Origin of the sequence: Streptomyces sp. NPDC059256 (assembly GCF_042753785.1) — a bacterium.
Lineage (GTDB): Bacteria > Actinomycetota > Actinomycetes > Streptomycetales > Streptomycetaceae > Streptomyces.
Genome location: NZ_JBHYZO010000008.1, coordinates 46,749 through 59,799, shown reverse-complemented (window position 1 = coordinate 59,799; position 13,051 = coordinate 46,749). Strand labels below are relative to the sequence as shown.

11 protein-coding genes and 1 tRNA gene are annotated in these 13,051 nt (G+C 68.7%); 8 read left to right on the top strand and 4 right to left on the bottom strand.

Features of this window, described 5'->3' with window-relative positions:
- Positions 1-321 precede the first annotated feature (321 nt).
- A complete protein-coding gene (locus ACFXJL_RS19565; RefSeq protein ID WP_358879265.1) occupies positions 322-942 on the bottom strand; it encodes a TetR/AcrR family transcriptional regulator in 621 nt (206 codons plus the stop codon).
- A gap of 386 nt (positions 943-1,328) precedes the next feature.
- The gene (locus ACFXJL_RS19560) at positions 1,329-2,498 is read right to left on the bottom strand and encodes a Glu/Leu/Phe/Val dehydrogenase dimerization domain-containing protein (RefSeq protein WP_384694058.1); all 1,170 of its coding nucleotides are present in this window, start codon (positions 2,496-2,498) and stop codon (positions 1,329-1,331) included.
- A gap of 518 nt (positions 2,499-3,016) precedes the next feature.
- Here ACFXJL_RS19560 and ACFXJL_RS19555 point away from each other — a divergent pair.
- The 6 genes from ACFXJL_RS19555 (at position 3,017) to ACFXJL_RS19530 (ending at position 9,287) form a co-directional block, all read left to right on the top strand.
- Positions 3,017-4,297 (top strand): MBL fold metallo-hydrolase, encoded by a 1,281-nt coding sequence (locus ACFXJL_RS19555; RefSeq protein WP_384694055.1) that lies wholly within the window; start codon positions 3,017-3,019, stop codon positions 4,295-4,297.
- A 988-nt stretch (positions 4,298-5,285) separates the two neighbouring features.
- Entirely contained in the window at positions 5,286-7,172 is a 1,887-nt protein-coding gene (locus ACFXJL_RS19550; protein ID WP_358879262.1) for an ATP-binding protein, read from the top strand.
- Positions 7,173-7,179: 7 nt separating this feature from the next.
- On the top strand, positions 7,180-7,614 hold the full coding sequence (locus tag ACFXJL_RS19545) for a roadblock/LC7 domain-containing protein (protein WP_329025116.1): 435 nt from the start codon (positions 7,180-7,182) through the stop codon (positions 7,612-7,614).
- Positions 7,615-7,616: 2 nt separating this feature from the next.
- Complete coding sequence (locus ACFXJL_RS19540; RefSeq protein WP_358879360.1) at positions 7,617-7,988, top strand: DUF742 domain-containing protein; 372 nt, start codon at positions 7,617-7,619, stop codon at positions 7,986-7,988.
- Positions 7,966-8,715, top strand: a complete 750-nt coding sequence (locus ACFXJL_RS19535) for an ATP/GTP-binding protein (protein WP_358879261.1) — start codon at positions 7,966-7,968, stop codon at positions 8,713-8,715. Before ACFXJL_RS19540 ends, ACFXJL_RS19535 begins: the two co-directional genes overlap by 23 nt.
- Positions 8,712-9,287, top strand: coding sequence for a GAF domain-containing protein (locus tag ACFXJL_RS19530; protein ID WP_358879260.1), 576 nt, complete (start codon positions 8,712-8,714; stop codon positions 9,285-9,287). Before ACFXJL_RS19535 ends, ACFXJL_RS19530 begins: the two co-directional genes overlap by 4 nt.
- Positions 9,288-9,614: 327 nt before the next feature.
- Here ACFXJL_RS19530 and ACFXJL_RS19525 read toward each other — a convergent pair whose 3' ends face one another.
- Entirely contained in the window at positions 9,615-10,811 is a 1,197-nt protein-coding gene (locus tag ACFXJL_RS19525) for an acyl-CoA dehydrogenase family protein (RefSeq protein ID WP_358879259.1), read from the bottom strand.
- A gap of 687 nt (positions 10,812-11,498) precedes the next feature.
- Between ACFXJL_RS19525 and ACFXJL_RS19520 the strand changes: the two genes are divergently transcribed.
- Together ACFXJL_RS19520 and ACFXJL_RS19515 are read left to right on the top strand one after the other, a co-directional pair.
- The gene (locus ACFXJL_RS19520; RefSeq protein ID WP_384633682.1) at positions 11,499-11,867 is read left to right on the top strand and encodes an MmcQ/YjbR family DNA-binding protein; all 369 of its coding nucleotides are present in this window, start codon (positions 11,499-11,501) and stop codon (positions 11,865-11,867) included.
- Positions 11,868-12,096: 229 nt separating this feature from the next.
- Positions 12,097-12,173: transfer RNA gene (locus ACFXJL_RS19515), tRNA-Pro, on the top strand.
- Positions 12,174-12,258: 85 nt separating this feature from the next.
- Here ACFXJL_RS19515 and ACFXJL_RS19510 read toward each other — a convergent pair.
- Positions 12,259-13,023 carry a tyrosine-type recombinase/integrase gene (locus ACFXJL_RS19510; RefSeq protein WP_384694049.1) on the bottom strand — a complete coding sequence of 255 codons (765 nt, stop codon included), beginning with the start codon at positions 13,021-13,023 and terminating at the stop codon, positions 12,259-12,261.
- Positions 13,024-13,051 lie beyond the last annotated feature (28 nt).

Below are 13,051 nucleotides of genomic sequence, written 5' to 3'. Positions count from 1 at the left end.
TCGTGAGGGTGGTGCGGGGAGGCAGGATGGTTTTGCTGCTCAGACAGGTGCGACACAGTCGCACAGTAGCCGTTGTGCTGCCACTCGGGGTCGGTGTCCGAAATGGTGGGGGTTGACGATCTGCCTGGCGTTCGGCCACCAGTGCCCCGGACCCGCGAGCGGCTGATTGCCGTTCACCGGCAGGGAATCCCGACGCACGGGGGAGCAGGTGGGGACACGGCTGCGCATGAGGTCGGCAGGTTGGCTGGATCCTTGACCGGACCACATGGCACGACCGGCAGCGGAGCTCAACGTTCCATCGCCGGAGGCACACTCCGGGGGTCAGCGAAGGGCCGCCGCGAGTTCCTTGCGGTTCAGGCCCAGTTCACGTGCCAGAGCGTCATCGGTCCACTCCAGCATGGCGGCACGGGAGAGGGAACCGGCGTACGAGGTCATCTGGACGGCGAGTCCGTCGAGGAACGCCGTGAGTCGCCAGGCCGCTTCAGCCGGGTCGGGGCAGGGGAATTCGCCCGCCTCGGCCCCCTCCGCGATGACTTCCGTCAGTGCCGCCTTCCACTGCTGATCCAGGTCACGGGCGACCTCCCGGAGTGCGGGCTCACGCAGGGAGACCGCCCAGCCCTCGATCCACAGCCGCCAGCCCTTGGCCGGGCCGGTCGGTGCGTACCACCGGACCGCCGTCCTCAACCTGCGCAGTGCCGAGGTGCGCCGGCTGAGCAGTTTCCGTAGATGGGCGAGATCACCGTCGGCGGCGTGGGTGAAGGCGGCGGCCACCAATTGCTCCTTGCTGGAGAAGTGGTAGAGCACCAGCGCATTGCTCACACCGAGCGCTGCGGCGACATCGGCGATCCGCAACGCGGCCACTCCGCGCAGTTGGATCTGCTCAACGGCCGCGCCGAGGATCTCCTCGCGTCGCTCCGCCACGCTCAATCGGACTCTGGCCACGGGGCAACCCTACACAGTTGATCTTGACCTGGAAAATTGCCATGCCCACATCACGTTCGGCCCTGGTGAGTCGCTTGCAGCGGGGGTTTCGTCCTCCCGTACGGCCCGGTTCGACGGGGTGGCGACGCCCCCCTTGCTCCGGGGTCGACACGGTCGAGGGCGCCGGTGGTTGTGAGCCCGCATCGGCGGTGTGCCGTCGTCGGGCGTCCGGTTGTGGGCGCACCGCTCGGTCCCCGGCCGTACACGCGGCTGTCTTCGAGTTCACCGCCGCCCGCACTCGGTTGGGTGCGTCGATGTCACACCTCACGGGCCCCGGTTGGGCGAAGGCCCCGGCGTCGTCGGCCAGTTGCCGATTCGGCCCCGGTAGGCAATGCCGACACGGCGGTTCAGCCATAGCGCCGGGCGATGGTCGGCAGGCGATCGGCCGCCAGCGCGTGGGCGGCGGCCCGGGGCGTGGTGCCGTCGCTCTGCGCGCGTTCGAGCACCCCGCTCACCAGGGCCCTCATCGACCGTCGGACATGGGAGAAGGCTTGGTCGGCGTCGGCCTCGATGTCGCCGAAGAGCGTCCACCACCACCAGGCATTCGTGGCGGAGTTGACCACCACGTCCGGCAGCACGGTCACCCCACGGCGTGTCAGCAACTCCTCTGCCGCAGCGACGACCGGCATGTTCGCCGCCTCGACGATCCAGCGGGCCGTGATCCCGGCCTGATTGTCCGGGTCGATGGCGTAGGAGACCGCTGCCGGCACCAGGACGTCCGCGTCCACCGACAGCCAGGCGTCGCCGGGAAGTTCCCGGTCCTCGGCGCGGAGCACCGAGCGGTCGACCGTGCCGTGGGCGTCCCGGGCCGACAGTAGTGACTCGACCGGGAGGCCGTCCGGGTTGGCGATGGTCCCCTTGATGTCGGCCACGGCAACGATCTTCAGCCCCGCCCGGTCGAGGAAGCGGGCCGTCGCCCCGCCCATCGTGCCCAGCCCCTGTAGGCACACCCGTGTGCCCGCGTACGGGACGTCCGCGCGGTCGAGGGCGGTCAGCACCGACTCGGCGACCCCGCAGCCGCCGACCAACTCGTCGAGACCGATGCCGTCCACCTCGATGTCGAAGGCGTCCCGGAGCCGCCGCCGGGCCGATTCCTCGTCATCGAGCAACCGGTACACCGCCTGGACCGAGGAGACCAGCCCCGCCTCCTCGGCAGCGCGGTCCACCGTGTCCTGGGTCAGACCCAGGTCCTCGCCCGTCGTCCAGAAGGACTCGATGTACGGACGGGTCGCCTCCAGGTAGCGGACCAGCACCCCGTACGCCTCGGGGTCCCGGGGGTCACAGTCGATGCCGCCCTTGGCACCGCCCAGCGGTACGTACCTGCCGTCCGGGTTGTAGTGCAGCGCCTCCTTCAGCGTCATCCCGCGGGCCAGTTCCGCCACCTCGTCCAAGGTGCAGCCGGGTCGCATCCGCAGACCTCCGCTGGAGACCCCGCGCACCAGTCGGTCGACGACGAGGAACCCCCGGCGCCCGGTGACCGGATCCGTCCAGGTGAGTGAGAGCAGAGGGGCGGCCATCGGGAACCTCCTCAAGAAGGTGATCAAGGGTGAGGCAGGCGCTCGACCAGGATCATCTACTGAATGGCCAGTCAGTATCGAGACTGTTTGACCAGCTTGTCAACGCGAACCAGCGACGGCTGCCTCAGTGGGAATCGGTTCCCCCGTACTCCTGCGGCCGAGTAGATCCGGGACCCCACCCCGGTCCGAGAAGGCTGCGCGACTGACCGCGCCACCGAACTCGAACGGCCGGAAAGAGACCCTGCCCACGGTCGAGGGTGCGCAATGCTCAGGATGGGGCCCAAAACACGGGAACGCGGGAGGCGCCCCAGGAACACCAACCGCACGGCGTGCGTTCCCCTCTGCGTGACCCTGACGTCAGCCGACCGCCCACAGCGCGAGCCCGAGCCCCGTCGACACCGACACCGACCCCTTCCACCGCCGATGCCGGTGACGCCGATGTTCCAACCGGCCGATCACCACCCCGCACCGCCGCACACCGCGCACATAATGAGAAGACCCCAACACCTGGAGGTGCCGTGACCGGAGCCGGTTCCCCTCACTCGCTGAGAGCACGGCTGCGCACACTGCGCCCCGCCGCATTCGGCGCGGACCCGGCGGGGGCGAGGCTGGAGCGCATCCGCAACTCACCGCAGTACGCCAACGGCGTGTTCCTCAATCCCGTGGGCGCCCGCACGAGGCCGTCCGGGGCCTCGATGGTCGAGTTCGCCAAGATCTACTTCCAGAAGGAGGCGCGGGTCCGACGGGCACCGACGGCTCGTATCCCGCTCCACCCCACCACGCTGGCCGATCTGGCCCGTCCCCCCGCCTCCGGGCTGCGGATCACCTGGATGGGCCATTCCACCGTCCTCGCCGAGATCGACGGGCGACGGGTCCTGTTCGATCCGGTCTGGGGCGAGCGCTGCTCCCCCTTCTCCTTCGCCGGACCGAAGCGGCTCCACCCGGTCCCCGCCCCCCTTGCCGCACTGGGGCCGGTCGATGTCGTCGTGATCTCCCATGACCACTACGACCACCTGGACATGCCCACCATCAAGGCACTCGCCAACACCGAGACCGTCTTCGCGGTCCCGTTGGGCGTCGGCGCCCACTTGGAACGCTGGGGGGTGGCGGCGAACCGACTGCGCGAGTTGGACTGGAACGAGAGCGCAGAGGTGGCCGGCCTCCTTCTCACCGCGACGCCCGCGCGCCACTTCTGCGGGCGGGGACTGCGCAACCAGCAGCACACGCTCTGGGCGTCCTGGGCCGTTGCCGGCCCCGAACACCGGGTCTACCACAGCGGCGACACCGGGTACTTCCCGGGATTCAAGGACATCGGTGCCGCGCACGGCCCCTTCGACGTCACCATGATCCAGATCGGCGCGTACTCCGAGTACTGGCCCGACATCCATATGACACCGGTCGAGGGCATGCAGGCCCATCTCGACCTCCAGGGTGATCGCCCCTTCGGGATGATGTTGCCGATCCACTGGGGGACGTTCAATCTGGCGCCCCACGCCTGGGCCGATCCCGGTGAAGGCACGCTCGCCGCCGCCGCCGAGGCCGGCGCGCACCTTGCGCTGCCCCGCCCCGGTGAGCCCTTCGAGTCGACCTCGGCGTCCTTCTCCGCCGAGCCGTGGTGGCGCTCCGTGGCCTCCGTGCCCCCGGGGGGCTGGGAGACCCCCGGTGTGCCCGCCGTCGCGCCGGGGGCTGCCTCCCCCACACAGACCGCGCAGCGCACCGCCACCACCATCGGTGGGGAGCATCCGACCCAGGGCTCCGGTGCAGGCCCCGGGAGTCCTGAGGCTGCGCCCACCGGCTGACCCGCTCCGCCCGGGGGCATCCCCGATGCGCTCGCCCCCGCTGGTCGCGGCGTCTCGGGGCACCGCAGAGACAAGGGTTGGCCTGTTTCGGCGCCCCCGGGGGTGTGGCTACGGCGCCCGCGTCCGGCCTTCGGTTCGGCAGGCGTCAGGAGGTTCACCGGGCTGCCCCGACAGTGCGTGGTAGGGACCCCCGGGCTTGATCGTCTTCTGCTGTTCCGCCTGGCCCTGCTGGTGCCTCCGGCCGCCACGGGGACCGCCTTCGCCGTACGGCCGCCACCGGGATGCCTCGCTCGCACCCTGGCGCGCCATGCCCGACTCCGGCCGGCGTGCTGCGCCGCAGCAAGGCGACCTGCCCCGTTTATGCATTGCGCGCCCCCATCGCAAACCAACTCGTTTCGCCCGCGCCGCTTGCGTACCGGCGCACACCATTCGCCCCCTCGGAGCGTTTGTGCACACCGGACGAGATCGTTCGAACGTACGCCTGAAGTGAGATCACTTCTGACTCAGAGTTAATTTGGATCCCACAGAACTCAACTGGCCCAGAGTTCAGGGGAGTCACGGAAGTACCTCTGGTTTCCGGTGGGCAGGGCGGGATCGCTTTTCACCTGCGTCGATAGACCTCGCTGACCCCCTCGCGCCGCTCGCCCCTCCTGTGCGCCGGCGCGGGGGATACGCGTTTCACGGTGGATCCGGGTCAGGGGGCTGCGCCGGCGCGTCCTTCCGGTGCTTCGTTCGAGACCCCCGTCCGACGTGGGGTTTCGCACCGGAGTGCGAGCCCTCATACCAGAGCGGGATCAATGCTGGGGAACTTTCCCGACTGACCGTCGCGTGTGCGCCAAGCGCGACTACCGTGTGTGGCCAGTGATCAACGGCGGGCTAACACCCGTCGCGTCAGAGAACCATTGAAATCCGTCCCAAACAGCCCATGGCACCCATCCCCGTGCAGTACACCCCACCCTCCATGGACCCCCACGTACCGAGGACGCCGATGTCTCCCCAACGCGCACCCACCACACGGTCGGACGGCCGTGAGAGCGGGCGTCACGGTCGGTCGAGCACCCGCTCAGCCCCCGCGCAACGCAGATCGCGACCGCTCCCGCTGCCGCCGGAGTCCCACATCCGACCTCGACTGCTCCGTACAGCGGTACTCCCGGCCCTCGTCGCCGCGCTGAGCGGTGCGACCGCCGTCACCTACACCGTGCACAGCGCCGCACCACGCCCCACCCCCGCCCTGTGGGCCGTACTGACCGGTACCGCCGCACTCGCCATAGCGGCGGTCGCCGTGGCGGCCCTGGGCGCCGACCGGATGGCAGCCTCCGTACTGGGCCGCTGCGCCCATCTGCGTCGGTCCATCGAACGCGGTCAGGAGGACCTGCGCCAGGTCGTGGAGCGGCTGCGCCGCGGGGAACGCCCCCCGGCCCCCAGAGCGCCGCAGCCCAGGACCCTGCGCGGAGACGAGTTCGACCTCGTCACCAGGGATCTCAGCCGATCCCATGACGCAGCCGTGGCCGCGGTCGTTCAGGCGTCCCAACTCTCCAGCAGCGTCGGCAACGAACAGAAGGTGGAAGTCTTCGTCAACCTCGCCCGGCGGCTCCAGTCACTGGTGCACCGGGAGATCCAACTCCTCGACGAGTTGGAGAACGAGGTCGAGGACCCCGAACTCCTCAAGGGCCTCTTCCACGTCGACCACCTCGCCACCCGCATCCGGCGCCACGCGGAGAACCTCGCCGTCCTCGGCGGAGCGATCTCCCGGCGCCAGTGGTCCCACCCGGTCACGATGACCGAGGTGCTCCGCTCCGCGATCGCCGAAGTCGAGCACTACCCGCGGGTCAAGCTCGTCCCACCGATCGACGGCACCATGCGCGGCCATGCGGTCGCCGATGTGATCCACCTGGTGGCCGAACTGGTGGAGAACGCCACGGTCTTCTCCGCCCCGCACACCCAGGTGCTCCTGCGCGCCCAACACGTCACGGCGGGACTTGCCGTCGAGGTGGAGGACCGGGGCCTCGGCATGCCCACCGAAGAGCAGGACAAGATGAACGCCCTGCTCGCCGACCCCGATCAGGTCAACGTCGCCCATCTGCTCCAGGACGGACGCATCGGCCTGTTCGTCGTCTCGGCCCTGGCACGCAGGCACGGCATCGCCGTCAGGCTCCAGTCGAACATCTACGGCGGCATCCAGGCCACGATCGTCCTGCCCCAGGGACTCCTGGGCACCGAGCCCGGCGGCCTCCAGCAGAGCGACCCGGTCTCCGGCAGGACCCGCCGTCGACGTAAACCCCCCACGACCATCACCACCTCGCCCCCCTCGATCCCCGACCGCCCGCAGACCGCGCCGAAACCCGTTCACCAGCAGGCCCCCCAGCTCCGGCCGTTGCCCCAACAGACACCACGGTCGGACGCGCACCCACCCCCGGTGGCCGCCGTGCCGCGAACTCCCGAACCGCCGCGCCCGCAGCAACCGGCGCACTCCAGCCCCGCCCTCGCCCCCCTTCCAGTACGGGCGGAACACGTGGACCGCCCCAACCCCGCAGCGGCCCGGCCCGGTGCCAACTACACGACGAGAAAAGCGGCAGCACCCGTCGCCGACCGGTCGGCCACCATCACGTCGGCTCCCACCGGAGTAGTGCGCGGCACGATGGGCCGCCCCCAACTCCCCAAGCGGCGCAGTCAGGAGCACATAGCTCCACAGCTCAAGATGGGCCCCCCTCCCCGCAAGGAAGACGAGGCCGCACTGCACGACCCCGGGCTGATGGCGGCCTTCCAACGGGGCATCGGCCTCGCCGAGGCCCAGCCGCTTAAAGCGGACCTCGCCCCCGGAACCGCCGCCCCGACCACCACAACGCAACGCCACGACAACACCTCCAAGGAGTAGATGCACCATGGCGAGCGATGCGCCGAACGGTCATACCTCGGACCTCGACTGGCTGCTCAGCGGTCTGGTCCAGCGTGTGCCGTACACCCGCAATGCAGTACTGCTCTCCTCCGACGGCCTGGTGAAGTCCGTGCACGGCCTGGAACCCGACAGCGCCGACCACATGGCGGCCCTTGCCTCCGGCCTCTACTCCCTGGGACGGAGCGCCGGCACGCGCTTCGGCGACGGGGGAGAGGTGCGCCAAGTAGTGGTGGAACTCGACTCGACCCTGCTGTTCGTCTCCACCGCGGGGTCGGGCACCTGCTTGGCGGTGCTCGCCGGTCGAGAGGCCGACGCCGCCGTACTCGGCTACGAAATGGCGATGCTCGTGAAAAGCGTCCGACCGTACCTCACCACTCCGGCCAGACAGTCGACCGGGGCGCCTGGCATCGCGGGGCAGTGATCGTGCCGGCGCCCAAGGACGGCCCCCTACTCGACGACGCCGCCGGCCGACTCATCCGTCCCTACACGGTCAGCGGTGGCCGCACCCGCCCCACGGCCCCGCTGGACCTGCTCTCCTTGGTCATGGCCACCGGGACCGTACCCAAGGGCAACCTCGGACCGGAGCACGCGCTCGCGCTCGGGCTCTGCGACGGTCCGACATCCGTCGCCGAGATCGCGGCGCACCTGAGGCTTCCCGCAGTCGTCACCAAGGTGCTCCTCTCCGATCTCGTGGACTGCGGGGCGGTCACCACACGAGCGCCCCGCTGCCTGGACACACCGACCGACCGTTCATTGCTGGAGGCAGTGCTCGATGGCCTACGACGACGGCTCTGAAGTCGACAGCTCATGGAAGTACGGCCCTCGGACCGAAGGTCCGTCGGGCGCAGACTCCACGAGCCAAGGACCGCTCTCCCTCGCCCTTCCGGCCGGGCGTCGCGAGAGCGACGATCTCGACCCATCGGAGCGCACCGCAGCCGATCCGCTCTTCCCGACCGCTCTCAAAATCCTGGTCGCGGGTGGCTTCGGAGTCGGCAAGACCACCTTCGTGGGGTCGGTGAGCGAGATCGACCCGCTCAGTACCGAGGAACTGCTGACGCAAGTCAGCGCCGCCACGGATCCCCTCGAAGGCGTCGAATCCAAGACGACCACCACCGTCGCCATGGACTTCGGCCGCATCACACTCGACGAACGCCATGTGCTCTACCTCTTCGGCACGCCGGGCCAGGAACGCTTCTGGTTCATGTGGGACGAGCTGTCCGAAGGAGCGCTCGGCGCGGTCATCCTCGCCGACACCCGCAGGCTCCAGGACTCCTTCTCCGCAGTGGACTTCTTCGAGGGACGGGGAATCGGATTCGTCGTCGCCGTGAACGAGTTCGACGGGGCCTACCGGTACGACGCGGAGGAAGTCAGATCCGCCATCGACCTCAAGCCCCAGGTACCGGTTGTGATGTGTGACGCACGGATCGCCAGCTCCGGCATCGGCACCCTGGTCACCCTCGTTCAACACCTCCTCACCACCCCGGTCCCCGCCCCCGCGCCGAGCCATGGAGCACCGACATGACGTTCGACCCCACAGGTCATCTGCTGCTGACCCCCATCGACAGGGAAGCGCCCATGAGGGTCAAGCGGCTGAGCCAACTCGGCTTCGGGGACCGCCCCGACCCCGCCTTCGACGAGTTCGCCCACCATCTGGCCAGGGTGACCGGGGCGCCGTACTCCATGGTCAACTTCATCGACGAGCACCGACAGTTCTTCGCCGGCCTCCACACTCCGACCGGTGACCACGACAACCACGCCCTCAGCGCGGCGGTGACCGCGGTGGGCGGGGAAGTCAGCCGCTTCATGGACCGCGACCACGGGTACTGCCCGCACGTCGTTGTCAGAAGGAAGGCACTGGTCCTGGAAGACGTGTGCGACTACCCCCGATTCGCAGGGAACCCCGTGGTCGATGAGATCGGCATCCGCTCCTACCTCGGAGCCCCGCTCATCGACCGCACCGGAATCGCCCTCGGAACCATCTGCGTCGTCGACACCGAGCCCCGACCGTGGGGCAGGGCGGGACTGGAAACCATCAAGTCCCTCGCCGCGGAGCTGATCGAACAGATTCATCGCCGCGAAGACGGCGGCATCTAGGCCACGACGGACGTCCAGGACATCGATCGGGCGTGGATACGACAGGGAGGCCCCACCCGACGCGACGAACGCGAGCAACCCCCGGCATCCGCATACGCCGGGCTGCGCACCCGGCGGAGCGCCGCCGTATCCACTTCCCCCCATCAGACGGTCCCTCCCGACCATCCGTACAGCAGGATCACGGGTGCACTCGGTGGGCGCCCCCCTCCGAGGCCCCACCTCGACCCGCTCCTTGTCCAGATCCCCCGCAACACCCGTTCACGAGAGTGCCGCGCGATGACGTGACCGACCCAGGGCCCCTTCCCCGGGCACCGCCGTCGGTCCTGTTCAGACCGCCGGTTCAAGCTTGACCGCCTCGGAGAGCCGTTGCGACCACTGTCCCTTCACCGTCCCCAATGCCACCTCGGCCAGCCGCAGCAACTGGATGTCCGAGGTGCCCGCAGGCGCGAACATATGGAGCGCGTCCCGTAGATAGCGCTCGATGGGGCGGTCGGTGAAGAGACCGGCCGCGGCATGGATCTCCATGGCGTTGCGTGCCGAGTCGATGGTCGACTCCACATTGATCAACTTGGCGTTCATCAACTCCGCATCGCACGGCAGACCCTGATCCAGCAGATGTACGGCGTGATAGGCCGCGAGTCTCGCGGTCATCAACCGCGACTGGAGCTTGCCCAGCTTCATCTTGATGGACGGCAGGTCATGAAGTGGATTGCCGTAACGGTAGCGCTCGGCACAGAACTTGGTCGTCTCGTCCAGGATCGCCTGGTGGATGCCCAGTGACACGGCGGTGAGGTTCGCCCGCCCGTAGAGCACGCTGGACGAGTACGCCACCGAGAGCCCGTCCCCCTCCGCCCCCAGCCGATTGCTCGCGGGCACCCGGCAGTTCTGGAAGAACAGTTCGCCGAAGCTGAAGCCGTGCAGCCCCAGCGCCGGGCGCTGCTCCCCGATGATGCACCCGGGACGGTCGGCCTCGACCAGGAACGCGGTCAGCCCGCGCGAGCCGGGTCCCGTTCTCACCACCACACCGTGCAGATCGCCGATGTGGCTGTTGCCCACGTACACCTTCTGGCCATTGAGTATGTACTCATCGCCGTCCCGCACCGCGGTGGCGGTCATGCCGAGCACATGGCCGCCCGAGTCCGGCTCGGTCACGGCGATCGTCGGCAGGCAGTGGCCGGCCGCGATGCTCGGCAACCAGGTCCGCTTCTGCTCCGCGTTGCCGAAGTGCAGGATCTTGGCCACACCCAGTTGGGACGCCTGGACCATGGCCCCCATGGCCCCGCTGACCCGTGACAGCTCTTCGATGATGATCGTCTTGGCCAGATGACCGGCTCCCATGCCGCCGTAGTCACGACCGATGGTGGCGCCCAACCAACCCTGCCTGGCTATGAGCCGGGACAGGTCGCCATGAGCGGTCCGCGTTGCTTCCAACAGAGGGATTCGGGGCCTCACCTCCTTCTCTGCGAAGTCCCTGACATCGTTCCGAAGTCGATGATGCAGCTGACTGGCGAAGTACTCGTCCATCGCGAGCCTTCCTCTGCGATTACGCCTACTCGGGCGATTGTTCGAGTAGGTGGTGCATAGAGCCGACCGGGAACGTGCTGACCGGCCATCTCTGCTCTGCCGTACGGCATTCCCTGCGTGGTTCCCTCTGCTACATGCGGAGGGCGATGGATTCTCGGGGGGCGGGCACGGTCGGCCGACAGCCTGTCTCAGGCGTGCACAGACGCGACATCTGGCACCTTCTGAAGAACCGATACGGCATAGACCTGGACGGAAATGAACGTACCTGAACAGGGTGATTGAGCCACGCGGCAGAGCCTCCCAGCGCGTAGGAGCGTTATCCAGCGCGCGATGTAAGGAGGGTGGTGGATAGCGCACTCATGGAGCCGCGAGTAAGTGCGCGCCCCTGCCCTCTCGGTCATGGCGATAGCTTTATGTCGCTGTATGTGCAGTATGCCGGGGAGTGCCGGGGGTCCTCCCGCCATGTTCCAGAGCGCGCGGACCGAGTGCTGCGCGCTCCTTTGCACCCCATGCTCCTGTTCATCCATCGACCGCCCCGTCACATGACTCCCCTGAGGCTGCTGTGTTCTCCTCCGCGAAGCGGGGCGAGGGGCGTTCCATGGCCAAGAAAGCGCTTTCTGAATCGGTTCGACTACTCGGTGGATCGGCCGTCGGGCGGTTGTCGGTGGCGCACCGTACGGTCGTCGCATGGCCACCGCTGATGACGTTCGTAGAGTCGCGCTCTCCCTGCCCCGGACGATCGAGAAGCTCGCCTGGGGCATGCCGACCTTCCGCCTCGACGGCGGCGGGAAGATCTTCGCCTCGCTCGCCGACGACGATCAGGTGATGGGGGTGAAGTGCCCCAAGGAAGAGCGGGCCGAGTTGATCGAGGCCGAGCCGACGAAGTTCTTCCTCCGAGAGGGGCACGACGACAACTATGCGTGGATCAGGGTGCGGCTCGCCGCGCTGGAGGACGAGTCGGAGCTCCGTGCGATCCTGCTCGACTCCTGGCGGCAGGTCGCCCCCCGCAAGCTGCTGGACGCGCATCCGGAGCTTCAGCCTCCCGTGCCCGGGTGAGGGACGCCCTGCTTCCGCGCCCGACGCCGGCGAGGGCTCGCCCCCTGCCCCCTGTTGTAGGGCGGCGGCCGGCGCTTGTCGTACGGCTCCGGGCCCAGCCTCGGTGTGGTCCTGGCCATCCCGGCCGCAGCGGTCGCAGCGCGCCGAAAGCGGTTCGTAACCATCGCCCGGAGTGCGGTATTGTTCTCATGCGCGTTCAGCCAGGGGAAACCCCAGGTCAGACGAGCATCGGGACGTGGCGCAGCTTGGTAGCGCACTTGACTGGGGGTCAAGGGGTCGCAGGTTCAAATCCTGTCGTCCCGACCAGCGTTTTCGCAGGTCGTAGGCGGTATCGGAGTAATCCGATACCGCCTTTCCGCCGTTCTTGGGGACCATTTGGGGATCACACGGTCTAGCGGTGTCTTCCGGGGACGGGCTGGACCGCCAGGCTGAGGGGCGCGCGGACGGGGTTGAGGTGGGCGCTGAGGGCGGTCCCGGCGCCGGTGATCTGGGACATGTCGGGGTGGAGGTAGCGCTGGGTGGTGAGGAGTGAGCCGTGTCCGGCGATCTTGCGTAGCACGTGGGTGGGGACGCCGGCGTCGGCGAACCAGGTGGGTCCGGTGTGGCGCAGGTCGTGGCGCCGCAGGTGTTCGAGGCCGAGGGAAAGGACGACTTCGTCCCAGTGGGTGGCGTCGCGTAGCACGGCCGTGGAGATCCGTCCGCTGCGCAGCCCGGTGAAGAGCCGCGCGTCGGGGTTGGGGCCTGCGGCGAGGATGCGTTCGGCGACGAGGGGCCGGATCTCCTCGACTATGGGTACGTGACGGGTGCGTTTGCCTTTGGTGTTCTTGTCGATGAGGCCGCCGGGTGCGGGGGTGGTCTGGCGGCGGACGGTCCAGATCCAGTTGGTGGTGTCGATGTCGGCGACGCGGACGCCGGAGACCTCGCCGATGCGGGCGGCGGTCGCGGCGGCGAAGACGACGATCTCGCCCCACCCCTGGTAGTGGTCGTGGGAGCGTTCGACGAGTGCCTGTGCGAGGCGGAGGAGGGTGGGCCAGTCGCGCAGGGCGAGGGCGCGGGGGGTGTCGAGTTTGTCTTCGACCTGTTTGTACTGGCGCTGCCAGCCGGTGACTCGGGCCGGGTTGACCGTGATCAGCCCGTCCCGGACAGCCTGTTCCATCACACGGACGAGGGACGGCGAGGCTGTT

Coding starts and splice junctions, on each gene's coding strand:
- ACFXJL_RS19550 (WP_358879262.1), top strand. CDS start 5,286: ATGTCTCCCCAACGCGCACCCACCACACGGTCGGACGGCCGTGAGAGC.
- ACFXJL_RS19525 (WP_358879259.1), bottom strand. CDS start 10,811: ATGGACGAGTACTTCGCCAGTCAGCTGCATCATCGACTTCGGAACGAT.
- ACFXJL_RS19530 (WP_358879260.1), top strand. CDS start 8,712: ATGACGTTCGACCCCACAGGTCATCTGCTGCTGACCCCCATCGACAGG.
- ACFXJL_RS19535 (WP_358879261.1), top strand. CDS start 7,966: ATGGCCTACGACGACGGCTCTGAAGTCGACAGCTCATGGAAGTACGGC.
- ACFXJL_RS19510 (WP_384694049.1), bottom strand. CDS start 13,023: ATGGAACAGGCTGTCCGGGACGGGCTGATCACGGTCAACCCGGCCCGA.
- ACFXJL_RS19520 (WP_384633682.1), top strand. CDS start 11,499: ATGGCCACCGCTGATGACGTTCGTAGAGTCGCGCTCTCCCTGCCCCGG.
- ACFXJL_RS19560 (WP_384694058.1), bottom strand. CDS start 2,498: ATGGCCGCCCCTCTGCTCTCACTCACCTGGACGGATCCGGTCACCGGG.
- ACFXJL_RS19545 (WP_329025116.1), top strand. CDS start 7,180: ATGGCGAGCGATGCGCCGAACGGTCATACCTCGGACCTCGACTGGCTG.